Here is a 24,837-nt window from a genome sequence, read left to right as displayed (position 1 = left end):
GTTGGCGAAGCGCATAAACTGCTCGCCACAGTCCACGTGCGACAGGTTCCGGCACGCGCGTGAAGCCATCGCAGGAGGGGGAGCTCCGGTGGCCCGTGTACGGATGACCGGCAAGGAACGACGGCAACAACTGCTGGACGTCGGCAGGAAGCTGTTCGCGGAGAAGGGTTTCGACGGGACCTCCATCGAGGAGGTCGCGCACCGCGCCGGGGTCAGCAAGCCCGTCGTGTACGAGCACTTCGGCGGCAAGGAAGGGCTCTACGCGGTCGTCGTCGACCGCGAGATGCAGGTGCTGCTGAACGGCATGGTCTCCGCGCTCTCCGTCGCGGACCACCCCAGGGAGCTGCTGGAGCGTGCGGCCAGCTCGTTGCTGGACTACATCGAGGACTCCACCGACGGCTTCCGCATCCTGGTTCGCGACTCCCCGGTCGCGGCGAGCACGGGCACCTTCTCCAGTCTGCTCAACGACATCGCCAGCCAGGTCGAGGACATCCTCGGCCAGCAGTTCTCCGCCCGCGGCTACGACGCGAAGCTGGCGGCGCTCTACGCGCAGGCACTGGTGGGCATGGTCGCGCTGACCGGTCAGTGGTGGCTGGAGGCGCGCAAACCCAAGAAGGACGACGTCGTCGCGCACCTGGTCAACCTGTGTTGGAACGGCCTGTCCCACCTGGACCACAAGCCCAAGCGCCGCGCCCGTTCCTGATCTGGTCGAACCGCACGCGGTAGGTCCGGCCGTGCGCGGCGTCGACCGTGATGCGCAACCCACGGGGCAGTTCCTTCACGAGCACGCCGGGGTCGGCCGCCGACACGCGCAGTCCTGGGCGGAACACGTTGAGCACCAAGGGTTCCTGCGAGCGAGTTGGGTCGGAGACCGCAAGCGTGCGCCGGTCGATGATCACTGCGGCGGGGTTCTCGACACTCAGATCCTCGACTGCGCCTGGCTCGTAGAAGTTCACCGCGAGGATGTCGCCGTGCCGCACGGCTTGCACTTGGGCGGTGTTGCTGAGAATCGTCGCCTTCGGGTTTCTCGCGTGCTGCGCCGTCTCCTCCGCTGATAGCCCTGGGAGAAGTACGTATTCATAGCTGCTGGACCGGGGATTGCGGCCGTGGTCGAACACCAATAAGGCGTACTTTCCCGTCTCGGTGCGGTAATTCGTGTTTGCTGGGAAGAGGTAGCCGCCGACTCCGGCGAGATGTGCCCAGTCCGGCCCGGTCGTGAACTTCGCGGAGGTCCTGCGGTTCTCGACCGTGGTGATGATGTCGCCGTCCTCGCTGGTGATGCCCGCGCCGAGCGCGACGATCTCGTCGCCGAACATGAACCAGGACTTGGTGCCGCGCAACGAGTTCGGTGCTCCGGGGCGTCCGTGGTCGAGCTGGTCCGGTCCTGCGGTGAAGCGCATCCCGAAGCTGCCGGTGTCGTTGTCCAGCGTGACTCCGCCGACCCATTTGTCCGGCCCGCGGAACCCGTCGAACCACAGGTTGTCCGCAGGTGTCCGGGGATGCGTTGCGGTTGTGGTTCCCGGTAGCCGATACATGTCCACTGTGGACCAGAAATCGCCGGAGTAGTGCTGTAGATCGTTGTTGTAGAGGTAGGTCATGCCCTCGCCGGTGTACCACCCGCGCAGGTTCTCGCCGTTGCCCGACTCGTGGCCGTTGATCCTGTTGCTGCGTGCGGAGATCGCGAACACCCAGTCGCTGCGTTTGTGCACCACGCGATCCATGCTGGTGAACGTGTGGTGCGCGTTCTTTCGTGCATCCGGTGGCGCAATTGCTTTGCGCAGCAACACGATCTCGGCTGGGCTGGCGGTTCGCTCGTAGACGCCGGACTCGACCAAGCTGCCGATGAGCGGGCCGAACTTCTTGCTGGCCAACAGGGTCAGCGCGCTGACGAGCTGGCGTCCCCAGGCGTGGTCGTCGGTGCTCCTGGTGATCGAGCGACCTCGCACGAAGGACATCACCTGACCCCGGAACGTGATCGGCTCGAAGCTGTCGAACACCCAGCGCTCGACCACCTCCGGGACCGGATCGCCAAGCACTGCAAGGGTTCTCGCCACGCTGTCGAGCAGAACAACGCCATAGGTGCCGGTGTAGGCGTGGCGCTGGTGCTGCACGAACGAGCCGTCGCGGTAGAAGCCGTCGCCGGTGACCACGTGCTCGAAGACCTGGTCGAGCGCGCGGCGGGCTTCCGGGATGAGGCCGGAATCGCTGAGCAGGCCGCGCCGGAGGTGGATGTACGCCTTGTCCGCGCGGTTGGCGCCCACCTCCTCCTCGCTGGGGTTGGCGGTCCGGCGCGTGGGGTCGGGGACGAACCGCCGCACCGCGCGGAGCAGTTCCGGGATGTGCGCGCCGGACAGCACGAGCGTGTCGAGCAGCAGGTCGGGGATGCCGATCTCCCATTCCCACCAGTTGCCGACCTCGTCCATGTCCTCCCGGTAGCGGTTGCGTGCCAACCATTCGAGCGCCTCGGTCACCGTGCCCTTGGTGCTGGGGGAGAGCGCCATCGCGCGCAGCCGGGAGAGCGACGCGGTCGTGTGCTCGACGCCGGGTCCCGTGAGGTCCGGCCACAACGACGTCCTGCCGGGAGATCTGTCCATTGTGGACATCAATGTGCGGGCGCGGGACTCGGTGCGCTCGATGGCGGCGGCGATCAGCGGATCGGTCGGATCGGCTTCCGCGCCACCGGTGAGCAGGTCGAGCCAGCGCCCGGTGCTCACCGGCTTATCCGCAGCAGCTTGTCGTCCTCGCCGTTGGACGTCGTCACGTACAGCGCGCCGTCCGGTCCGAGCCGCGCGCCGCGCAGCCTGCCGTGGGTGTCGTTCAGCTCGGCGGGCGTCGAGACCTGGCGCACCGCTCCGGCCGCGTCGAGGCTGAACAGCAACAGCTTGCTGCCCTTGAGCGCGGTCACCGCGAGCACGCCGTCCAGATCACCCCAGCTCGGTCCCGACAGGAAGGCCGCTCCGCACAGGGCCTCGGTCGGCGATCCCGAACTCCACGTCGCGGTCACGGCGTCGGGGAACCGCTTCGTGTCAGTCATGGGCACGTCCTCGTCATACCCGCCGACCGTGCCTCCGCGCGAGGGGTCCCACCCGTAGTTTCCGCCTGGCCGCAACAGGTTGACCTCGTCGTCGACGTCCGGCCCGTGCTCGGCGGAGAAGACCTGGTCCGTCCCCAACCGCTTGACGAGGCCCTGCACGTTGCGGTGCCCGTAGGTCCACAGCAGCCGCTCGCGCGGGTTCGCCGACGTGGCGAACGGGTTGCCCGGCGCGGGGCCTCCGGTCTCCAGGTCGATGCGCAACACCTTGCCGCCCAAGCCGTTGCGGTCCTGCGCCGAGTCCGCGCGCGCCGCGTCCCCCGTGCCCACGAGCAGCGAGCCGTCGTTGGCCAGCTCCATCCGGCACCCGGAGTGCCGCCCGCTGCTGACCGGGATTCCCGTGAGCAGCTCGCCGGTCCGCTCCGCGCGGGTGCCGTCCTCCGCCAACCGCCAGGTGATCAGGCGCGTGTCCGCCTGGGTGGTCTGGCACGTCACGAACCGGCGGTTGGTGGCGAACGCCGGGTGCACGAGCAGGCTCATCAGCCCGCCCTCGCTGCGCGCCATCAGGTCGCCGAAGTCCGCCTGCACCGTCGTCGCGGTCGCGCCCGGTTTCGTGCTCGACAGCAACGTCAGCTTGCCCGGTCGCTGCGTGACCAGCGCCTTGCCGTCCGGCAGGAAACCGACGTCCCACCCGTGCTCCAGGCCCGCGGTCACCACGTCGACCTTGAGCGCCGGTGCCTTCCCCGCCGTTGGCGCGTTCCCGCGAGGCTCGGGCGATCCTTGGCCCGCGCACCCGGCCGCGAACGCCAGGACAGCAACAACCGCAACGCCGCGCTTGATCACCCCGCCATGGTCCCCCGTCGCGTGTACAACCACCGTGAATCTGTTTCGCGTGCTCAGCGCGGGCGTGAAACCCCAAGGGATTCAACGGAACCCTTGACGCGCGATCGCCCGGCACGTCGCGCGCAACCGGGTTCGCCAGTCTTCAAGACCCCCAAACCCCCTCCTCAGCGGTCTTCAACGACGACAAACCCTCAACCGCGCCGAGGTTGGGGGCGGTTAGCGATGATCGAACGCGGGGTTGGGTGGTCTTGAAGACCGGCGAACCAGGTGATGCGCCTAGTTGTCCACATCGGCTCGTGTTGTCCACAGGTGCGTCGAGCTTCGGTTTCGCGGGCTTGGGCATCGGTAGACTGGCCTCGGGGTCGCCCCCCGGGAGGGTGGGGGGCTGCGCGTGAGCCGGGACATCCGCTTTGGTCGGGGCGCGGTGGGCGGAGTAACCGGTGGACTGCGGGGCTCCGCCGCCACCATGATCGACGTGGACGTCGCCGCCGAACGGATTGTCACCGCGGTCGAGCGAGACGCACTGCACGTCCTGCCCAACGGCGACCTCGACGACCGGACGACCGGACGAGCAACCGCGCGCAGGCGTGCTGGACGCCCTCGACGCGAGCTGAGCGGGCGCGGCGCGCCACCGTCAGACCCACGACGTAGTCTCGGACGCACACGGCAATACGGAGGGAAAGTCACGATGGCGGCATCGTTGTCCGGCCTGCTCAGCACCCTCGGCAGGGCGGAGGCGCTGCGAGCGGTCGCCGACGCCGCAGGCACCACCTCGGTCCAACTGGAAGGCCCACCGGCCGCCAGAGCGCTCGTCGCCGCGACCCTCGCCGCCCGCAACACCGTCCTCGTGGTCACGGCCACCGGGCGCGAAGCCGACGAGCTCACCACGACCCTCGGCGACCTCCTCGGCCAGGACGTCGTCGCGTCCCTGCCGTCCTGGGAGACGCTGCCGCACGAACGCCTCTCCCCGCGCGCGGACACCGTCGGCAAGCGCCTCACGGTGCTGCGCCGCCTCGCACACCCCGAAGAAGACACAGCAACCGCGATCAAGGTCGTCGTCGCGACGGTCCGCAGCCTCATCCAGCCGATGGCGCCGGGCCTCGGCGACCTCGAACCCGTGCGCCTGCGCGTCGGCGGCGAGCACGACTTCGCCCAGCTCGTCGAACGGATCGTCGACCTCGCCTACGCCCGCGTCGACCTCGTGGAGAAGCGCGGCGAGTTCGCCGTCCGCGGCGGCATCCTCGACATCTTCCCGCCCACCGCCGAACACCCGGTGCGCGTGGAGTTCTGGGGCGACGAGGTCACCGAGATCCGCGCCTTCTCCGTCGCCGACCAGCGCTCCCTGCCCGACGAACTGGCCGAGCTGCACGCGCCGCCGTGCCGCGAACTGCTGCTCACCGCGCCGGTCCGGGAACGCGCGGAGAAGCTCGCAGAACAGCACGCGGGCGATGCCCACCTCGCCGAGATGCTCACCAAGCTCGCCCAGGGAATCCCTTGCGAGGGCATGGAAGCGCTCATCCCCGCACTGCTGCCGGGCGAGCTCCAGCTGCTCACCGACGTGGTCCCCGAAGGCACCCACGTGCTCCTCGCCGACCCGGAGAAGATCCGCACCCGCGCGCACGACCTCGTCCGCACCGGCCAGGAGTTCCTCGAAGCCTCCTGGATGGCGGCGGCGGGCGGCGGGTCCGCCCCGATCGACCTCGGCGCCACCGCCTACCGGGCGCTCGACGAGATCGCCGACCACGCCCGCGCCAGCGGCCGCCCCTGGTGGACGCTCAGCCAGTTCTCCGCCGGGCCCGCGACCGGAGCGATCCGGCTCGGCCTCAAGCCGGTCGAGGCCTACCACGGCGAACTCGACCGGGCCTTCTCCGACCTCCGCGCGCACACCGCCGCCGGGGGAGCCGCGGTCCTCGTCGTGCCGGGAGCCGGAACCGCGCAGCGCGCCTGCGAACAGCTGCGCGACGCCGAAGTCCCCGCCGTGCACGCCCAGGACGGGCTCGTCGAAGCGCCCGCCACCGGAGTCGTCACGGTCGCCTGCGGCGGCATGGAGGACGGCTTCTCCGCCCCCGACGTGGCACTGGTCGTGCTCACCGAGACCGACCTCACCGGCGGACGCGGTGGAACGTCCACAAAGGACATGCGGCGGATGCCGTCCAAGCGCCGCAACGCCGTCGACCCGCTCGCGCTCAAGCCCGGCGACTACGTCGTGCACGAACAGCACGGCATCGGCCGCTACGTCGAGATGGTCCAGCGCACCGTCGCCGGGGCCACCCGCGAGTACCTGCTGCTGGAGTACGCCTCCAGCAAGCGCGGCCAGCCCGGCGACCGGCTCTTCGTCCCCACCGACCAGCTCGACGAGGTCTCCCGCTACGTCGGCGGCGAGCTGCCCACGCTGAACAAGCTCGGCGGCTCCGACTGGAAGAACACCAAAGCCAAGGCGCGCAAGGCGGTCAAGCAGATCGCGGCCGAGCTCGTCCAGCTCTACGCCGCGCGCCAGTCCGCGCCCGGCCACGCCTTCGGCAAGGACACGCCGTGGCAGCGCGAGCTGGAGGACGCCTTCGCCTACGTCGAGACCGCCGACCAGATGGGCGCGATCGAAGAGGTCAAGGCGGACATGGAGAAGGCCGTCCCGATGGACCGCGTCATCTGCGGCGACGTCGGCTACGGCAAGACCGAGATCGCGGTCCGCGCGGCGTTCAAGGCCGTCCAGGACGGCAAGCAGGTCGTCGTGCTGGTGCCCACCACCCTGCTGGCGCAGCAGCACCTCAACACCTTCACCGAACGGATGCGCGCCTTCCCGGTCACGGTCAAGGGCCTGTCCCGGTTCACCGACCCGATGGAGGGCGAGCAGGTCATCGCGGGCCTGGCCGACGGCTCCGTCGACGTGGTCATCGGAACGCACCGACTGCTCCAGACCGGACTGCGCTACAAGGACCTCGGGCTGGTGATCGTCGACGAGGAACAGCGCTTCGGCGTCGAGCACAAGGAACACATCAAGTCGCTGCGCACCCACGTCGACGTCCTGACCATGTCCGCGACGCCGATCCCGCGCACCCTGGAGATGAGCCTGGCGGGCATCCGCGAGATGTCCACCATCCTCACGCCTCCGGAGGAACGGCACCCGGTGCTGACCTACGTCGGCGCCTACGACGACAAGCAGGTCGGTGCGGCGATCCGGCGCGAGCTGCTCCGCGACGGCCAGGTCTTCTTCGTGCACAACAGGGTCAGCTCGATCGAGAAGGCCGCGCGCCGCATCCGCGAACTGGTCCCGGAGGCCCGCGTGGTCACCGCGCACGGCCAGATGAACGAGGACCGCCTCGAAAAGATCATCGAGGGCTTCTGGGAGAACGAGTACGACGTCCTGGTCTGCACCACGATCGTCGAGACCGGCCTGGACATCTCCAACGCCAACACCCTCATCGTCGAGCGCGGCGACATGCTCGGCCTCTCCCAGCTGCACCAGCTGCGCGGGCGCGTCGGCCGCGGACGCGAGCGCGGCTACGCCTACTTCCTCTACCCGCCGGAGAAGCCGCTCACCGAGCAGGCGCACGACCGGCTCGCCACCATCGCGCAGAACTCCGAACTCGGCGCGGGCATGGCGGTCGCCATGAAGGACCTGGAGATCCGGGGCGCGGGCAACATCCTCGGCGCCGAGCAGTCCGGGCACATCGCTGGCGTCGGTTTCGACCTCTACGTGCGCTTGGTCGGCGAGGCCGTGGAGGCCTTCCGCAAGCACGCGGGCGCGGGCACCGGCGAGGAGGACGAGGAGCTGGCCGACGTCCGGGTCGAACTGCCGGTCGACGCGCACATCCCGCACGACTACGTGCCCGGCGAGCGGCTGCGCCTCGAGGCCTACCGCAAGATCGCCTCCGCCGGGGACGCCGCCGCGCTGGACGCGGTGCGCGAGGAGCTGACCGACCGCTACGGCCAGCTGCCCGAGCCCGTCGAGCACCTGCTCGCCGTCGCGACCTTCCGCCAGGTCTGCCGCAAGCACGGCATCACCGAGGTCGCCGTGCAGGGCAGCACCGTCCGGTTCGCGCCGATGGACCTGCGCGACTCGCAGATGGTCCGGCTCAAGCGACTGCACCCCAAGGCCGTGCACAAGCCCGCCGTGAAGACCGTCTCCGTGCCCCGGCCCACCGAGGGCGCGGCGGGCGGGCGGATCGGAGCGCCGCTGCTGCGTGACCGCGAGCTGCTCGACTGGTGCGCCAAGTTCGTCGAGTCGATCGCCGCCGCACCCCAGCCAGCGGGCGTCTGACCAGCAGTCATTCGATGCTTGGCCAACCCTTGCACCCCATGCCCACCCCGAGCGTGAGAAGGTACGACACCGTGAAGGCCATCAGCCGTTCCTCTCGCCTGGTCGCTGCGCTGGCGGCCACCACCGGTCTCCTGCTCACCGGGTGCAGCACCGGTGCCGGGCAGCCCAACGCCGCCGCGATCATCGGTGACAAGGTCATCAGCGTTGCCGAGGTGCAGCGCCGGATCGACGGCGGCCTGGCCGCCCAGGACCCCACGTACCTCCGGTTGCAGGCCCAGAACAAGCTGGACCTGGCCGGACGGGGCCTGCTCAGCGTGCTGATCCGGCTCGAACTGCTCGAACGGCTCGCCCAGCGCGAAGGCGTCCAGGTCGACAACAGCGCGGTGGACTCGGTGATCGCCAGCTTCGGCGGCAGCCTCCCCGAGAACGCCTTCCCCGCCTACGACGAGCAGGTGCTGCGCGAGCGCATCCGCGGCGACATGCTGGCGAGCGAGATCGGCAAGAAGTACGCGAACCGGACCTCCGTCTCCTTCGACCTCGTCGTGACCGACAGCCGTGAGGACGCGGTCGCCAAGGCCAAGCAGATGGCCAAGGGCCCGGCCGCCGCCGCCCAGCTGGTCAAGGACGAGCTCGCGAAGAAGCGCCAGGCCGGCAAGAACGCGGACTTCGCGTTCTCCCGGGCCAGCAGCGCCATCGCGGCCAGCCCGATCTTCGCCACCGGCGCCAACACCGTCGTCGCGTTCCCGCTGCCCGACGAGTCCGGCCAGATGGAGCAGACCACGCCCACCAGCCAGTGGCTCGTCGCCTACGTGCACAAGCGCGACACCAGCACGACCACCCCGCCGAACCCGCAGGCCGGGCAGGCCGGGGCGTCGGCGCAGGCCAAGCTCAACGGCGCGCTCGGCCGGGGCATGGCCTCGCTGCTGCGCGAGGAGATCGGCATGCAGGTCAACCCGCGCTACGGCACCTGGGACCTGACCAACGCACAGCTCGTCCCGAGCGCGCTGGAGCAGGCCACCCTCCAGCTCAAGGCCACCACGCCCCGGTCGTGACGTCCTCCTCGCTCGCTGCGGGCTGCGCGGTCGTCCTGCTCAGCCCGCGACTCGGCGCCGTCCTGCCCGCTGCCGCGCTTCCCGCGCTCCGCGCGGCATCGGCGGTCTACGCGACCCCCGGTGCTGCCGAGGAAGCCGCGGCGGAACCGGTCCCGGACGCCGCCGAACTGCTGCGCCGAGCCGAGGAAGAGCCGGTCGTGGTGATCACGACCGCGCTCACCGACCCGGCCGCGGCGGCGCTGCACGAGGCTGGCGCGCGGATCATCGGCACGCCAGAACCCGCCGGTGCCGCGCTCGTCGAGGCCACCGCGGTGATGGACAAGCTGCGCTCGCCCGGCGGATGCCCGTGGGACGCCAAGCAGACCCACGACTCGCTCCGGCAGTACCTGGTCGAGGAGACCTACGAGCTGCTGGAGGCGATCGAGGACGGCGACCGGCAGGCGCTGCGCGAGGAGCTCGGCGACGTGCTGCTCCAGGTGCTCTTCCACGCCAGGGTCGCCGCCGAGGACCCCGCCGACCCGTTCTCCGTCGACGAGGTCGCCGCAGACCTCGTCGCCAAGCTCACCGGCAGGCACCCGCACGTCTTCGCGGGCGGGGACCCCGCCGTGCGCGACGCCGAGACCCAGGAAGTGCGCTGGGAGGAGCTGAAGCAGGCCGAGAAGCGTCGCGAGTCCACTGTGGACGGTGTCGCGCTCGGTCAGCCCGCCGTGGCCCTCGCCGCCAAGCTCGCCCAGCGGACCGGGCGCGCGGGCTTCCCCGCCGACCTGCTCCCCGACGGCGACGGCACCGGGGCGACGCTGTTCGTGGTCGCCGCGCTCGCCAAGCTCGCGGGGGAGGACCCCGAGAACGAGCTGCGCGTGGTCGCCCGCCGCTACGCCGAGGACGTCCGCGCCGCCGAACGCTCCGCCAGGTCAGCGGGCCTCGACCCCGCCACCATGGGCCCCACCGGCTGGCGCACCCACTGGCCCACCACCCCCACCCCGGCCGCTTAAGCCCTGAACGACCCGTTTGGCGCGCTCAACGCACTGAACGGGTCGTTCAGTGCGTTCAAGGACCTCAACGGGTCGTTTAGTGCGTTCAACGCACTGAAGGGGTCGTTGGGGGCTTCGGTGGGTGTTGAAGTGTGAATACGGCGCGGGTCCGTTCACGACCGGGTAACGGGGGCAGGGACTAACGTCGGTGCGGTGACAGATGGGTACCTGCGCTTTCCGCACGTGCACGACGATCTGGTGACCTTCGTCGCCGAGGACGACGTCTGGCTGGCCCCGCTCGACGGTGGCCGCGCCTGGAGGGTCACGGCGGACGGAGTCCCCGCCGCGAACCCCCGCTTCTCTCCCGACGGCGAACTGCTCGCCTGGGCCAGCAGGCTCAACGGCGCCCCCGAGGTCCACGTGGTCCCGGTCGCCGGAGGGCTCGGCAAGCGGCTGACGCACTGGGGCGATCTCAAGGCCAACGTGCTGGGCTGGACGGCCGACGGCGACGTCCTCGCGATCAGCGCGGTCGGCGAGCAGAGCCTTCCGCACACCTGGGCGCGCGCCGTGCCCGTGGACGGAGCCCCCGCGACCCGCCTGCCCTACGGGCCGGTCAGCGGTGTCGCGGTCGCGCCGGACGGAGCGGTGGTGCTCAGCTCGACGGCGAACCCGGAACCCGCGTGGTGGAAGCGCTACCGGGGCGGCAGGGCGGGCAAGCTCTGGATCGACACCGACGGCGACGGCGAGTTCGAGCGCCTTCTGCCGGAGCTGCGCTCCTCACTGGTCCGGCCGCTCTGGGTGGACGGGCGGATCGTCTTCATCTCCGACCACGAGGGCTTCGGCAACCTCTACTCGTGCGCCGCGGACGGCTCCGACGTGCGGCGGCACACCTCGCACGAGGACTTCTTCGCCAGGCACGCCAGCACGGACGGTTCGCGGGTGGTCTACCAGAGCGGCGGTTCGCTGTGGCTGCTCGACGGTCTGGACGCCGAGCCCCGCAAGCTCGACGTGCGGCTCACCGGGCCGAGGCCGTTCCGCCAGCCGACGCCGGTGCCCACCGCGAAGCACCTGGGCGCGGCGGTGTCGGACCGCACGGGACGCGCGAGCGCGATCGAGGTGCGCGGGACCGTGCACTGGCTGACCCACCGCGATGGGCCGGTGCGAGCCCTCGCCGCTGAGCCCGGCGTGCGCGGCCGGTTGCCGCGACCGCTCGGCGACGACCGCGTGGTGTGGGTGACCGACGCGGACGGCGAGGACGCGCTGGAGATCAGCCCGGTCGCCGGGCGCGCGGCGGGCGTGACCCCGCGCAGGCTCGCCTCCGGCCAGCTCGGCCGCGTGCAGGAGTTGGCGGTGTCGCCGGACGGCAGCACCATCGCGGCCACCACGCACGACTGCCGGCTGGTGCTGATCGACGTGGGCAGCGGCGCGCTGCGCGAACTGGCGGTCGGGGAGCAGGGCGACCCGGAGGACGCGGTGTTCTCGCCGGACTCCGAGTGGGTGGCGTGGTCGCACCCCGGAGCGTGGCCGCTGCGGCAGATCCGGCTGGCCCGCGTGGACGATCTGTCCACTGTGGACGTCACTCCGCTGCGCTTCGTCGACCACTCGCCCGCGTTCACCTCGGACGGCAAGCACCTCGCCTTCCTGTCCAAGCGCAACTTCGACCCGATCTACGACGAGCACGTGTTCGACATGTCCTTCGCCAGCGGCGGGCGGCCGTACCTGGTGCCGCTGGGCGTGACGACCCGCTCGCCGTTCGGCCCGCAGCTGGACGGTCGCCCGTTCACGCCGGACTCCGACGACGAGCAGAAGGACAAGAAGAAGGAGGACCGCTCGGTCACAGTCACCGTCGACATCGACGGCCTTGCCGCCCGCGTGGTCGCGTTCCCGGTGCCGACCGGCCGCTACCACGCGCTGAGCGCGGCGGAGGGCGGCCTGCTGTGGCTGCGCTACCCGACCAACGGCGTGCTCGACGAGGACGGGGCGAGCGGTGTCGACGGCCAGCCGAACTCCCTGGAGTACTTCGACCTGGAGAAGCGCTCCGTCGAGGAGTTGGTCGACGAGCTCGACTGGTACTCGGTGAGCGGTGACGGCAAGCGGATCGTGGTGCGCGACAGCGGTGGTCTGCGCGTGCTCCCCGCCGACCGCAAGGCGAAGTCCAACGGCGACGCGGGCGACGACCGCATCGAGGTCGAGCTGTCGCGGGTGCGCGTGGTCATCGACCCGGGAGCCGAGTGGCGCCAAGCCTTCCGCGAGAACGGCCGCCTCATGCGCGACCACTACTGGCGCGAGGACATGAGCGGCGTCGACTGGGCGGGCGTGCTCGACCGGTACGAGCCGCTGCTGGAACGACTCGGCAGTCACGACGACTTCGTCGACATGTTGTGGGAGGTGCAGGCGGAGCTCGCCGCCTCGCACGCCTACGTGGTGCCGCCCGCCCGCCCGAACGCCGCCGCGCGCCGGATGGGCAAGCTGGGCGCGGACATCGCCCGCGACGAGGACGGGGTCTGGCGGGTCGTGCGGGTCCTGCCCGGCGAGTCCTCCGTGCCGGACGCGCGGTCGCCGCTGGCCGCTCCCGGGGTCGGCGTCCGCGAGGGCGATGCGCTGCTCGCGGTGAACGGACGCGCGGTCGACGCGGAGTCCGGGCCCGGCCCGCTGCTCGTGGGAACGGCGGACACGGCGATCGAGCTGACGGTCGGACCGCGTGACGGCGGGGAGTCGCGGCGCGTGGTCGTCGTGCCCCTGGGTTCGGAGGAAACCCTGCGCTACCAGGCGTGGGTGGCCGACCGAAGGTCCTATGTGGACAGAGTGGCCGAAGGCCGCATCGGCTACGTGCACGTCCCGGACATGATGGGGGCGGGCTGGGCGGAACTGCACCGCGACCTCCGCGTGGAGACGGCGAAGGAGGGTGTCATCGCCGACGTCCGCGAGAACCGTGGCGGGCACGTTTCCCAGCTGGTGGTGGAGAAGCTGGCTCGACGTGTCATCGGCTGGCAGGTCGGTCGCGGTGGCTACCAACCGACCACCTACCCGATGCACGCCGCGCGCGGACCGGTCGTGTTGGTGGCCAACGAGTTCTCCGGCTCCGACGGCGACATCGTCAACGCCGCGGCGAAGGCGATGGGGATCGGGCCGGTGGTCGGCACGCGCACGTGGGGCGGAACGGTCGGCATCGACTCCCGCTACCGCCTCGTCGACGGCACGCTTGTCACGCAGCCCAGCTACGCCACGTGGATCAAGGGCGTGGAGTGGGGCATGGAGAACCACGGCGTCGACCCGGACGTCGAGGTCGTGATGGCCCCGCAGGACTGGGTCAACGGCCGCGACCCGCAGCTGGACACCGCGATCCGGATGGCGTTGGAGGCGCTGGAGGAAACCCCGGCGGTCACCCTCCCCGCGCTGCCCGAGCTGTCCTGACCTGAAGCGCGGCGGGCGGTGCCTGAGCTGGGACCGCCCGCCGCGTCGCGTCAGGTGGTGGCGAAGCGGTCCAGCGCGGCGAAGAGGTGCTTGGACGTGTCGCCGCCGCCAAGGTGGCCCGCCGCGTCAACGACGTGCAGTTCGGCGTCGGGCCAGTTCGCCGCGAGCGCGTGGGCGGTCTCCACGGGGCAGCTGAGGTCCTGGCGCCCGTGGATCAGCACACCGGGGATTCCCTTGAGGCGATGGGCTTCCCGGATCAGAACGTCCTCCTCCAGCCACCCCGCGTTCGAGTAGTAGTGCGTGATGATCCGGACCAGCGCGAGGGTGGAGTCCGAAGGCCGTCCGACGAACGGGCTCATCGAGCCGTTGGGCTCCAGGCTGAGCACGGTGTCCTCCCAAAGACACCACTCCTGCGCGGCCTTCGCGCGCACCTCGGGGTCGGGGTCCTCCATCAAGCGCGCGTAGGCGGCCATCAGGTTGCCGTCGCGGTCGGCCTCCGGCACGGCGTCGCGGAACCGCTCGAAGGCCTCGGGGAAGAACCGCTTCACCCCGCCGTAGAGCCAATCCAGCTCGCGGCGGCGCGTGGTGCTCAGCGAGATCAGCACCATTTCGGACACGCGCTCGGGGAACCGCTGCGCGTAGGCGAGCGCGAGCGTCACGCCCCACGAACCGCCGTAGAGCAGCCAGCGTTCGACGCCGAGGTGCTCGCGCAGCTTCTCCATGTCACCGATGAGGTGCTCGGTGGTGTTGACGCTCATGTCCGTCGCCGGATCGCTGGCGTGCGGCAGGCTGCGCCCGCAACCGCGCTGGTCGAACAGGATCGTCCGATAGCGCTCGGGGTCGAAGTTCTTCCTCGGGTTGGCCGAACACCCCGATCCCGGCCCGCCGTGCACCACCACGGCGGGCTTGCCGTCGGGGTTCCCGCAGGTCTCCCAGTAGACGAGGTTCCCGTCACCGACGTCGAGCAGACCGTGGTCGTAGGGCTCGATCGGTGGGTAGGGCGCACCCATGGGTTGGCTCCTTCTCCGTGTGAAAGGGGAAACGAGCCAGTCTGGTTACTGGAACAACCGCTGTCCCCAGAATTCTCCGGGGCGCACGCCCGGCGGACAGGCGAACAACCCGGAACCGTTGTGCTTCAAGTACTCCATCATTGTGTCCCGACTGGACAGTGCCTGCTGCATGGGAACGAACTGCGTGCGCGGATCGCGGTTGAAGCAGATGAAGAACAGCCCCGCGTCGAGGTGCCCGAAACCGTCGGAGCCGTCGGTGAAGTTGTAGCCGCGCCGCAAGATCTTCACCCCGCCGAGCGACTCCGCCGCCGCCAGCCGGACGTGCGAGTCCTCGGCGATCAGCGGCACCCCGCCCGCGCCCTTCACGTGCAGGTCGACCGGGTCGAACTCCTCGGTCTGGCCCAGTGGCGCGCCGGAGCCCTTCTTCCTGCCGACGATCGCCTCCTGCTCGGCCAGCGAGGTCCGGTCCCAGGTCTCGATGTGCATGCGGATGCGGCGCGCGACCAGGTAGCTGCCGCCGACCATCCACTGTGGACCTTCGCCGTCGCGGACCCACACGTGCTCGCGCAGCTCCTCGGGGCTCTCCGCCTTGATGTTGTTCGTGCCGTCCTTGAACCCGAACAGGTTCCGAGGCGTGGCCTGGTCCTTCGTGGTCGAGGACGTGCGCCCGAAGCCGAGCTGCGACCAGCGCACCGCGACCGCGCCGAAGCCGATCCGCGCGAGGTTGCGCACCGCGTGCACCGCGACCTGGGGGTCGTCCGCGCACGCCTGCACGCAGATGTCGCCGCCGCTGCGCTTGGGGTCGAGGTCGTCCTGCGGGAACCTCGGCAGCTCCGCGAGCGCGGCCGGGCGGGCTGGCTCCAGGCCGAAGCGCTTGTCGAACAACGACGGCCCGAAGCCCACGGTCAGCGTCAGCGAGGCGGCCGAAAGCCCAAGCGCCTCACCGGTGTCCGCTGGCGGAGCGTGCTGCGGGCCGCCGACAGCGCCCCGGTCAGCGGCTTCCTCGCCCTTGGTCATGCGCTCGGCCGCGATCGTCCACTCGCGCAACAGGTCCACGAGTTCGGCGCGCTTGTCCGTGGTGACGTCGAAGGACACGAAGTGCAGCCGGTCCTGCGCCGCCGTGGTGATCCCGGCCTGGTGCTCGCCGTGGAACGGCACCACATGAGGGGTGGATTTCGGTTGCGCCGCAAGGACTCCGGCCGTAGCTCCGGCTCCGGCGAGCGCCACCCCGGCACCCGCGTAGCCGAACAGCCTGCGCCGGGAGACGCCCGTCATTTGCCAGCCACCACCGACGCGACCTTGCTCAGCGGCTCGCCGAGCGCGTCGACACCCGCCGCCAGCTCCTTCTTCTCCGGCTCGGTCAGCTCGGTGTAGAGCTTGAACCCGTCGCCCTTGCGCTGCTTCTCCAGCAGCTTGTCCAGCGCGGAGAACCGTTCCTCCACAGTGGACAGAGTCTTGGCGTCCCGCTCCACGAGCACGGGGCGCAGCGAGGCGATGGCGGCCTGCGCGCCGTCCACGTTGGCCCGGAAGTCCCAGAGATCGGTGTGCGAGTAGCGGTCCTCCTCGCCGGTGATCTTGCCGGTGGCGACCTCGTCCAGCAGTTCCTTGGCGCCGTTGGCCAGCTGCAACGGGGTCAGCTCGACCTTCTTCGCCCGCTCGACGATCTCCTTCACGTCGGTGAGCAGCCGGTCGGCGATGGAGTTCGAGTCCGGCTTCAGGCCGTCCACCCACAGGTCCTTCTCCAGCCGGTGGTAGCCGGTGAACTCACTACCCTCCTCGATCACGTCCTCGCGGCCGTCGATCTTCGGGTCCAGGTCGCCGAAGCTCTCCGCGACCGGCTCGATCCGCTCCCAGTACGTCCGCGCGATCGGGAACAGCGCCTTCGCGTCCTCGACCTTGCCCGCCTTGACGGCGTTCACGAACTCGGTCGTCTTCGCCAGCAGCGCGTCGGACTGCGAGTTCACGTAGCGCTGGTAGCTCTTGGTCGCCTCGGCCAGTTTCGCGTCTCCGTCGACGGCCTTGGCGGCGCCGCCGGTCACGGTGAAGGCGGCGCGGATGCCGTCGCCCTTCATCCCCGGCTTGCAGGCGGTCGTGTACTTGCCGCCCTCGGAGACCTCCACGTTGAGCTTGCGGGTCAGGCCGGGGCCGATGTTCTCGACCTCGCCCATGATCCGGTCGCCCTCGGCGTAGAGGTAGAACTCGGTGACCTTCGTGCCCTTGTTCGCCACCTCGAAGGTGATCGTCCCGGCGCCTGTCGTGGTCTTGGCGACCGCGCACTCCGTGTCGGTGGCGCGCACCGCGATCGGGCCGCCGTCCCCGGCGGGGGAGCCGCAGGCGGAGAGCGAGACCAGCGCAAGTGCTGCGATGTACGGCCTTCTGTTCACTGTGCGGTCTCCTGGGTGCGCTTGCTTTGCGGGGCAAGGAAAAGGGTGAGGACGACGAGGACGTAGGCGCCCCACACCACGGCTTCGAGCACGGTGGTCTGCGGGGAGAAGTTGAGGATTCCCTTGAGCAACGTGCCGTACCAGGAGTCGGCGGGCACGTACTCGCTGACGTCGAAGGCCAGCGTGTTCAGGCCCGGCAGGATCGCCGCCTCCTGGAGGTCGTGCACGCCGTAGGCCAGCACGCCCGCCGCGACGAAGACCAGCAGGACCCCGGTGACGGTGAAGAACTTCCCCAGGTTCACCCGCGCGGTCCCGAGGTAGAGCAGCCACGCGAGCACGACCGCGACGGCGATGCCGATCACGAAGCCCAGCAACGGTTCCAGCGTTCCGCCGCCAGCGGCCTGCACGCTGGAGAAGAAGAACAGCGCGGTCTCAAGGCCCTCGCGGGCCACGGCCAGGAAGGCCACCGCGATCACCGCGGCCGGGCCGATCTCCAGTGCCTCGCCGAGCTTCTCGCGCAGCTGCCCTGCGAGCGTGCGCGCGGTGCGGCGCATCCAGAAGATCATGCCGGTGACCAGGGCGACCGCGACGATCGACGCGAAGCCGCCGAAGGCCTCCTGCTGCTCGAAGCTGAGGCTGGCGGCGGTGAAGGTGAGCAGCGCGCCCGCCGCGACCGAGAGCCCGATCGCGACGGCGACCCCGGTCCACACCAGCGGCAGCGCGGAGCGGCGGTCGGTGCGGACGAGGAAGGCCACCAGGATGCTGATCACGAGGGCGGCTTCCAGGCCCTCGCGCAGCCCGATGAGGGCGTTGCTGAACAGCACTCCGCAGTCCTTCCGTCGCGAACCCGACGGGCGAAATTAGGTTAGCCTGACCTGCGCTGTCTAGTGCCGTTCGAGGGTTCTGTGTGGGATGTCCCCGGACAAGGCGGCAAATCCGACAATTCTCCCCGCGTTTCTCCCCGTGTTCGCGCGTCGACCAGATCATGGTCAACCGGACGGGCGAACCTTCTCACCTGGCGGCGTGACCGCTCTGCGAGTCCTCCTGTCTACTCTGCTGAAACCGTTCCGTTACCGGCACGCTGGGCGGTTGGAGAGGAGGCTTCCTTGCGTTTCGACGTTGCCTGGAGGCGAAAACGGTGGTCCGCGCTCGCGCTCGGTTCGCTGGGCGTCGCCGCGTGCACGCTCTCGGCCCTGCTGGTCGCAGGTGACCCGGAGGTCGGGGCCCGGCAGCAGCCGACGGGCCCCACCGCACCGCTGCTGCCCGCGAACGCCCCGCCCAACAGCGGCACCGCGCTGCCGGTGCTCGGGGTCGCCGCGCACCTGACCGTGTTCGGCCAGACGCCCCAGCGACAGCTCGCGAGCTGGGCGGGCGGCCTGTCCGACCGGCTCAACGTGCCGCGCGCGGCGATGCAGGCCTACGGCTACGCGACCGCGCGGCTCCAGCGCGAGCGCCCGGCCTGCCGGATCACCTGGACCCTGCTCGCGGGCATCGGCCAGGTCGAGTCCAACCACGGGCGCTTCAACGGTGCCCGGCTGGACGCCGACGCCCGGCCGACCGTGCCCATCCGAGGGCTTCCGCTGGACGGGCGGCCCGGTGTGAAGTCGATCCCGGACTCCGACCTCGGGGTGCTCGACGGGGACACCGTGTGGGACCGCGCCGTCGGCCCGATGCAGTTCATCCCCACGACCTGGCGCTCTTGGGGCGCCGACGCCGACGGTGACGGGCGCGCCGACCCCAACGACCTCGATGACGCCGCGCTCGCCGCCGCCCGCTACCTGTGCGCTTCCGGCGGCGACCTGGGCACCGAGGACGGCTGGTGGCGCGCGGTGCTGACCTACAACGAGAGCCGTCGCTACGCCCAGGACGTCCTGGACCGCGCTGATCGTTATGGCAGGTTGAGCCGTTGAGGCCGACCGTTCGGCCCGAAGTGCACGTAACCTGACCGGGTGGTAACCCCCGCCCCTGTGCTGTCGCCGACCCCGCCGCGCCGCGGTCGCTCGCTGCTGGGGCGGCTGCTCATCGTCGTTCTGGTGCTCGGCGTCGGCGGTGCGGGCCTGGCCGTTCTGTCCGACCTGATGACGCCGTCGCGGGACAACCGGCTGGAGACTCCGGTCACCGCCGCTCCCGTGCGTCCCGGTTCGGTCGTGCCCGGTGACGCGGGCGTCGTCCCAGACCAGCAACAGCCGACGCCGCAGGGCTCTCCCGCCGCGCGCGATTCGTTGACCGAGTGGGCCAACCGCCTCGCCGACACCGTCGACGTGCCCGCGCGGGCGTTGCGCGCTTACGCACTCGCCGACCTGGCCATGCGCGTGGAGCGCCCGCGCTGCCGCCTGTCCTGGGCCACTGTCGCGGGGATCGGCCGCATCGAGTCCAACCACGGCCGCTACGGCGGGGCCACCCTCACCGACGAGGGCAGGCCGTCCAAGCCGATCATCGGCATCCCGCTCGACGGCGGCCCCAACGTGCGCGCCATCCCCGACACCGACGGCGGAACCCTTGACGGGGACACCACCTGGGACCGCGCCGTCGGGCCGCTCCAATTCATCCCCGGCACGTGGAAGCGCTACGCCGCTGACGGCAACGGCGACGGCCGCGCCGACCCCCAGCAGATCGACGACGCCGCCGTCACCGCGGCGCGCTACCTCTGCTCCGCCAACCGCGACCTCAGCGACGCCAAGGGCTGGTGGGCCGCCGTCTTCGCCTACAACAACTCCACGGAGTACGGCCAAAAGGTCTTCGGCCTGGCCGACACCTACGCCCGCCGCAGCCTCCCCCGCTAGCCGCGCACTCCGTTCAAGTAGCTGAATGAGTCATTGAGGGCGCTCAAGTACCTGAATGAGTCATTCAGCGCGTTCAACGGACCAAACGCGGCATTGGTGCGGAGCCCGCGTTGAGGCCGGGGGGAAGGGCGGTCAGTTGCTGTTCTCCACGGCTATGCGGGCGCGCACCTCGTTGAGGGCTTCCTGGTAGTCGGGGGAGGGCAGCATGGCGACGGCGATCCTGAGCTCGCGCACGGCGTCGTGCAGCCGACCTTGGCGGTGCAGCGTCTTGCCGAGGCCGAAGCGCGCGTAGTGGTCGGTCGGGTCGAGCTCGACGACCTTGCGGAAAGCGGTCTCGGCCCGGTTGAGCTGCGCAGAGGCGAAGTAGGCGCGGGCGGCGAGCAGTTGAACGCTCGGCGTGTTGGGCTCGTCCTCGAGAACCGGCTCCAGCGCCCGGATGGCGTCGAGGGGCCGCCGTCGCGCCAGTAGCGCCTCGGCCTTGCGGAACGCCTCGAATGTGCCGTCGCTCATGGTCCACCCCACGCTACGCCGGGGACGGCCAGTGATCGACCGCCGGATGGTGGGCAGCCGGCGCGCGCTCCGGCACCCTCAGTGATCATCCCGGATGGACGGTCGCGACGCGATCTCTTCGCGGTACCGGACGGATGTCCGCCGTTCCCAGCACGCACGCGGCCGCTCCGACGACCAAGCCGAAGGCGGCTCCGAGCGACGGCACCTCGCCCAGGACCGGCCACGCGGCGATCGCGGTCATGGCGGGCACGACGCTGAACAGCGAGCTGGCGCGCCGGGCCCCACCGCGCCGGACCGCCTCGAAGTACACCGCCGTCCCGAACAGAGCGTTGATCAACACCAACCACAGCGCGATCAGCCCGGCGCCGGTCCAGTCCTGCACGGTCCCGGCCTCGAACAGCGCGAGCACTCCGACCAGCGGAGCGGACACGGCCATCTGGACGGTGCTCGCGGCCCGCACGTCGACGCCGACGCAGAACCGCTGCTGGTAGATCCCCCCTGCGGCGAAGCCGAAGAGGCCGATCAGCGTCAGCAGGCTCCCCGCGTCCAGACCCACCTCCACCACGCGCTCGCCGAGCACCGCGAGCACCGACAGCACGCCGAGCGCGAGCCCGACCAGCTGCCGACGACCCACGCGCTCGCCGAGCAGGCCCGTCACCAGAACCGCTGTCAGCACGGGGTTCAACGCCATCACGAGCGCGGTCACCGCCGCGGGCACTCCTGCCTGCAAACCGCCGTAGACACCGGCGAACTGCACGGCTTGCGTGAGCACACCGGCGACAGCGACGTGCAGCAGGAGCCGTCCGCGCGGCCAGCGCGCGCGAGTCACGAGTGCGATCGCGCCCATCAACACCGCGCCCAGCGTCAGGCGAACCGCCGTCAGCAGGTACGGCGGGACCACGCCGACCGCCAAGGCGCCCAACACGTAACCGGAGGTCCAGACGAACACGACTCCGAGCGCGACCGGAACGGGAATCCTCATGCGGCAAGCCTGAGCCGGACCAGCCACCGCGCACCCGAACGATTAGGAAACGCGATCGATCAGCAGACGTGATGGATTGAGCGGTTAGCATCCGGGTCATGGCCGTGCTCGACATCGTCCAGCTGCGCAGCCTCGTGGCGATCGCCGACCACGGGGGTTTCCACCGCGCGGCAACAGCTCTGCACCTCACGCAGTCCGCCGTCAGCCAGCACGTCGCCCGGCTGGCCAAGATCGTCGGCGGGGAGCTGCTCGAACGCGACGGCAGGCAGAGCCGCTTCACCGAGCGCGGTGACCGGCTGCTCGCCGAGGCGAGGACGATCCTCGCCGCGCACGACCAGGCGCTGCGCAGGCTCGGCCTCGACCACGACGCCGCACTGGTCATCGGCTCCAGCGAGCACGCCGCCGACCAACTCCTGCCCGAACTCGCCGTCGCTCTGCGCGATGCCTTCCCCCAGCGCGAGATCCGCTTCCGGCTGGACCGCACGGCACGGCTGGCCGAGGCGGTGGAGCGAGGTGACGTCGACCTCGCGCTGCTGCTCGGCGGGCCTACGGGCGGGCGCAGCCGCGCGGCGGGCACGATGCGGCTCACCTGGTTCGCGGCGCCGAAGTTCGTGCCGACCGATCCGCTGCCGCTGGTCGTCTACGCCGAGCCCTGCGTCGTGCGCCGGACCGCCCTCGCCGTGCTCAACGAGGAGCACGTCCCGTACCGGCTCGCGTGCGAGGCGCAGGACCTCTCCGGCGTGCTCGCGGCGGCCCGAGGTGGGCTCGGCGTCACATTGCTCCCCGTCACCGCGCGCCGTCCCGAGGGGTTGGCCGAATACGAAGGCTTGCCCGTGTTGCGGCCCGCTCCGCTGCGGGTCAGGGCGCGCAGGGGCGCTCCGGCGGGGCTCGCCGCGGTCGCCGCGGAGGTGGTCCGCGACGTGCTCGCCCGGCACGACTAGGCTCGGCGCCTGTTGGGTCCCACACGCTGGTAAAGAGGGAGCGCACGTGGCGGTCATCGAGCAGGTAGGCGCCCGCGAGATCCTGGATTCGCGCGGAAACCCCACCGTCGAGGTTGAGGTGCTGCTGGACGACGGAACCCTGGGGCGCGCCGCCGTCCCGTCCGGGGCGTCGACCGGTGAGCACGAGGCGGTCGAGCTCCGCGACGGCGACAAGGGCCGCTACCTGGGCAAGGGCGTCGAGAAGGCCGTGACCGCGGTCCTCGACGAGATCGGCCCCGCGCTCACCGGCATCGAGGCCATCGAGCAGCGCGTCGTCGACCAGAAGCTGGTCGACCTGGACGGCACCCCCGACAAGTCCCGCCTCGGCGCGAACGCCATCCTCGGCGCCTCGCTCGCCGTGGCCAAGGCGGCGGCGGAGAGCAGCGGTCTCGAGCTGTTCCGCTACGTCGGCGGCCCCAACGCGCACGTGCTCCCGGTGCCGATGATGAACATCATCAACGGTGGTGCGCACGCGGACAGCGGCGTCGACATCCAGGAGTTCATGATCGCCCCGATCGGCGCGGAGTCCTTCCGCGAGGCCGTTCGCTGGGGCGCGGAGGTCTACCACGCGCTGAAGTCGGTGCTCAAGGCCAAGGGCCTCAACACCGGTCTGGGCGATGAGGGCGGCTTCGCCCCCGACCTGCCCAGCAACCGCGACGCGCTGGACCTGATCGCCAGCGCCGTGGAGAAGGCGGGCTACCGGCTCGGCCGCGATGTCGTGCTCGCGCTCGACGTGGCCGCGACCGAGTTCTACCGCGACGGCGCCTACCACTTCGAGGGCTCCAAGCGCAGCGCCGAGCAGATGACCGGCTACTACGAGGAGCTGGTCAAGGCCTACCCGCTGGTCTCCATCGAGGACCCGCTGAGCGAGGACGACTGGGACGGCTGGGTGCGGATGACCAGCGAGCTGGGCGAGCGCGTCCAGATCGTCGGCGACGACCTGTTCGTCACCAACTCCGAGCGCCTGGAGGAGGGCATCTCCCGCCGCGCCGCCAACGCGCTGCTGGTGAAGGTCAACCAGATCGGCACGCTCTCGGAGACCCTCGACGCGGTCACCCTGGCGCAGACCTGCGGCTACCGCTGCATGATGAGCCACCGCTCCGGCGAGACCGAGGACACCACCATCGCCGACCTGGCCGTGGCGACCAGCGCGGGCCAGATCAAGACCGGTGCGCCCGCCCGCTCCGAGCGCGTCGCCAAGTACAACCAGCTGCTGCGCATCGAGGAAGCCCTCGGCGACGCGGCGCGCTACGCGGGCGACCTCGCCTTCCCGCGCTACACCCCGGCCAACGGGGGCTGATGAGCCATGGCTGGGCGCGATCAGGATCGGGAGCGCCGCCGTCGCCGGACCGAGGCCGCGGCGGCGCGTCGACCGGAGCGCGCCCAGCGCAGGCTGAGCGGCTGGACCGGTATCCGGGGAGACAGAGGCGACCGGGGCGAGCGGAGCGGTGGTGAGCGCGCGGGCCGACCGCACGCGCGCGAGCAGCAGCCGGGCTCGCCCCACCGCGGCGGTGCCCCGCGCCGAACTCCGCAGCCGCCGCGCAGGCAGAGCATGGCCCCGAAGGCGGCGGGAGCCTTCCAGCTCTCCTCCACCCGCAGGGCCGCGATGCTGGCGCTGGTGGTGTGCGCTCTGGTGCTGTCCGTGGCCGTGCCGCTGCGGACCTACATCAGCCAGCGCTCGGAGATCAAGCAGGAAACCCTGTCCCAGCAGCAGAACGCCGACGAGGTGCGGCGGCTGGAGGAGCGCAAGGCCCAGCTGCTGGACCCCGCCCAGGTCGAGGCCGAGGCGCGGCGGCGGCTGAAGTACGTCAACCCGGGGGAGACCCCGTACGTGGTGGAACTGCCGACCCCGGCGCCGCCGCAGGAACAGGACACCACCAAGCAGGCGACCCCGAACAAGTCGTGGTTCGAGCGCCTGTGGGACTCGATCGTCGGAGGCTGACCGCAGTGACGTCCGGAGCCGGGCACGAGCCCGCAAGCCAGGCAGACCGGGACGCGATCACCGCGCAGCTCGGCAGGACCCCGCGCGGCGTGCGCGCCGTCGCCTACCGCTGCCCGTGCGGCGACCCGGCGGTCGTGCAGACCAACCCGCGCCTGGAGGACGGGACCCCGTTCCCGACGATGTACTACCTGACCTGCGCGCGGCTGTCCTCGCGCCTGGGCACGCAGGAAGCGTCCGGCGTGATGCAGGAGATGACCGACCGCCTCGCCGAGGACCCGGCCCTGGCCGAGCAGTACCTCAAGGCGCACGAGTCCTACCTGGCCGAACGCGACTCCATCGAGTCCTTGGGTACCAAGGTCAGCGCGGGCGGTATGCCCGACCGCGTGAAGTGCCTGCACGTCCACGTGGCGCACGCCCTCGCGACCGGCCCCGGCGTCAACCCCTTCGGCGACGAGTCCATCGAGGCCGCAGGCGAGTGGTGGAAGCCCGGCCCCTGCGCCCAGCGCCACACCCCGCAGCCCTAGCGCCCGTCCTGCAAGTGGTTGAGCTGCGTCACCGGAGGTTGGGGTGTCTTCAAGACCGGCAAACCCCTCTGTTGATCGTTGTTAACCGCTGCAAACCCAGCGGTGTTGCGGGGTTTGCTGTCGTTGGAGATGGCTGGGCTGGGGGTTGGGTGG

19 protein-coding genes are annotated in these 24,837 nt (G+C 70.8%); 11 read left to right on the top strand and 8 right to left on the bottom strand.

Going from position 1 to position 24,837, the window contains the following annotated elements; all coding sequences use genetic code 11:
- Window positions 1-103: 103 nt before the first annotated feature.
- The gene (locus ABD798_RS10070; RefSeq protein ID WP_344873962.1) at window positions 104-703 is read left to right on the top strand and encodes a TetR/AcrR family transcriptional regulator; all 600 of its coding nucleotides are present in this window, start codon (window positions 104-106) and stop codon (window positions 701-703) included.
- On the opposite strand, the gene ABD798_RS10065 is transcribed toward ABD798_RS10070, so the two are convergent.
- A complete protein-coding gene (locus ABD798_RS10065; RefSeq protein WP_344873102.1) occupies window positions 639-2,714 on the bottom strand; it encodes a polysaccharide lyase 8 family protein in 2,076 nt (691 codons plus the stop codon). The two genes, ABD798_RS10070 and ABD798_RS10065, sit on opposite strands and share 65 nt — an antisense overlap.
- Window positions 2,711-3,871: a PQQ-dependent sugar dehydrogenase gene (locus ABD798_RS10060; protein ID WP_344873960.1), complete on the bottom strand. Its 1,161-nt coding sequence runs from the start codon at window positions 3,869-3,871 to the stop codon at window positions 2,711-2,713. Before ABD798_RS10060 ends, ABD798_RS10065 begins: the two co-directional genes overlap by 4 nt.
- A gap of 691 nt (window positions 3,872-4,562) precedes the next feature.
- Between ABD798_RS10060 and mfd the strand changes: the two genes are divergently transcribed.
- The 4 genes from mfd (at window position 4,563) to ABD798_RS10040 (ending at window position 13,569) form a co-directional block, all read left to right on the top strand.
- On the top strand, window positions 4,563-8,132 hold the full coding sequence (gene mfd, locus ABD798_RS10055; RefSeq protein WP_344873100.1) for a transcription-repair coupling factor: 3,570 nt from the start codon (window positions 4,563-4,565) through the stop codon (window positions 8,130-8,132).
- 71 nt (window positions 8,133-8,203) lie between these two features.
- Complete coding sequence (locus ABD798_RS10050; RefSeq protein WP_344873098.1) at window positions 8,204-9,184, top strand: hypothetical protein; 981 nt, start codon at window positions 8,204-8,206, stop codon at window positions 9,182-9,184.
- A complete protein-coding gene (locus ABD798_RS10045; RefSeq protein ID WP_344873096.1) occupies window positions 9,181-10,176 on the top strand; it encodes a nucleoside triphosphate pyrophosphohydrolase in 996 nt (331 codons plus the stop codon). The genes ABD798_RS10050 and ABD798_RS10045 overlap by 4 nt, the downstream gene beginning before the upstream one ends.
- Window positions 10,177-10,368: 192 nt before the next feature.
- Entirely contained in the window at window positions 10,369-13,569 is a 3,201-nt protein-coding gene (locus ABD798_RS10040) for a S41 family peptidase (RefSeq protein ID WP_344873094.1), read from the top strand.
- 50 nt (window positions 13,570-13,619) lie between these two features.
- Here ABD798_RS10040 and pip read toward each other — a convergent pair whose 3' ends face one another.
- Genes pip through efeU form a run of 4 tightly spaced genes read right to left on the bottom strand, consistent with a single transcriptional unit; the run spans window position 13,620 to window position 17,787 of the window.
- Window positions 13,620-14,579, bottom strand: coding sequence for a prolyl aminopeptidase (gene pip, locus ABD798_RS10035; RefSeq protein WP_344873092.1), 960 nt, complete (start codon window positions 14,577-14,579; stop codon window positions 13,620-13,622).
- Window positions 14,580-14,624: 45 nt separating this feature from the next.
- A complete protein-coding gene (gene efeB / locus ABD798_RS10030) occupies window positions 14,625-15,854 on the bottom strand; it encodes an iron uptake transporter deferrochelatase/peroxidase subunit (RefSeq protein ID WP_344873090.1) in 1,230 nt (409 codons plus the stop codon).
- On the bottom strand, window positions 15,851-16,963 hold the full coding sequence (efeO, locus tag ABD798_RS10025) for an iron uptake system protein EfeO (protein ID WP_344873088.1): 1,113 nt from the start codon (window positions 16,961-16,963) through the stop codon (window positions 15,851-15,853). Before efeO ends, efeB begins: the two co-directional genes overlap by 4 nt.
- Window positions 16,960-17,787, bottom strand: coding sequence for an iron uptake transporter permease EfeU (efeU, locus tag ABD798_RS10020; RefSeq protein ID WP_344873086.1), 828 nt, complete (start codon window positions 17,785-17,787; stop codon window positions 16,960-16,962). The genes efeO and efeU overlap by 4 nt, the downstream gene beginning before the upstream one ends.
- A 282-nt stretch (window positions 17,788-18,069) precedes the next feature.
- Between efeU and ABD798_RS10015 the strand changes: the two genes are divergently transcribed.
- A complete protein-coding gene (locus ABD798_RS10015; RefSeq protein WP_344873084.1) occupies window positions 18,070-18,873 on the top strand; it encodes a lytic transglycosylase domain-containing protein in 804 nt (267 codons plus the stop codon).
- A gap of 39 nt (window positions 18,874-18,912) precedes the next feature.
- Window positions 18,913-19,746 carry a lytic transglycosylase domain-containing protein gene (locus tag ABD798_RS10010; protein WP_344873082.1) on the top strand — a complete coding sequence of 278 codons (834 nt, stop codon included), beginning with the start codon at window positions 18,913-18,915 and terminating at the stop codon, window positions 19,744-19,746.
- Between the two features lie 132 nt (window positions 19,747-19,878).
- Here ABD798_RS10010 and ABD798_RS10005 read toward each other — a convergent pair whose 3' ends face one another.
- The gene (locus ABD798_RS10005; RefSeq protein WP_344873080.1) at window positions 19,879-20,256 is read right to left on the bottom strand and encodes a tetratricopeptide repeat protein; all 378 of its coding nucleotides are present in this window, start codon (window positions 20,254-20,256) and stop codon (window positions 19,879-19,881) included.
- Between the two features lie 85 nt (window positions 20,257-20,341).
- A complete protein-coding gene (locus ABD798_RS10000) occupies window positions 20,342-21,238 on the bottom strand; it encodes a DMT family transporter (protein WP_344873078.1) in 897 nt (298 codons plus the stop codon).
- A gap of 98 nt (window positions 21,239-21,336) precedes the next feature.
- Here ABD798_RS10000 and ABD798_RS09995 point away from each other — a divergent pair, with 98 nt between their 5' ends.
- Genes ABD798_RS09995 through ABD798_RS09980 form a run of 4 tightly spaced genes read left to right on the top strand, consistent with a single transcriptional unit; the run spans window position 21,337 to window position 24,684 of the window.
- Window positions 21,337-22,179 (top strand): LysR substrate-binding domain-containing protein, encoded by an 843-nt coding sequence (locus tag ABD798_RS09995; protein WP_344873076.1) that lies wholly within the window; start codon window positions 21,337-21,339, stop codon window positions 22,177-22,179.
- A 46-nt stretch (window positions 22,180-22,225) separates the two neighbouring features.
- On the top strand, window positions 22,226-23,518 hold the full coding sequence (gene eno / locus ABD798_RS09990; RefSeq protein ID WP_344873074.1) for a phosphopyruvate hydratase: 1,293 nt from the start codon (window positions 22,226-22,228) through the stop codon (window positions 23,516-23,518).
- Window positions 23,519-23,524: 6 nt separating this feature from the next.
- Complete coding sequence (locus ABD798_RS09985) at window positions 23,525-24,160, top strand: FtsB family cell division protein (protein ID WP_344873072.1); 636 nt, start codon at window positions 23,525-23,527, stop codon at window positions 24,158-24,160.
- 5 nt (window positions 24,161-24,165) lie between these two features.
- Complete coding sequence (locus ABD798_RS09980) at window positions 24,166-24,684, top strand: DUF501 domain-containing protein (protein ID WP_344873070.1); 519 nt, start codon at window positions 24,166-24,168, stop codon at window positions 24,682-24,684.
- The last annotated feature ends 153 nt before the right edge of the window (window positions 24,685-24,837 follow it).

It is taken from the genome of Allokutzneria multivorans, from assembly GCF_039537405.1.
In the GTDB taxonomy this organism is placed as follows: Bacteria; Actinomycetota; Actinomycetes; order Mycobacteriales; family Pseudonocardiaceae; genus Allokutzneria; species Allokutzneria multivorans.
This window is presented reverse-complemented; position numbering and strand designations above follow the sequence as displayed.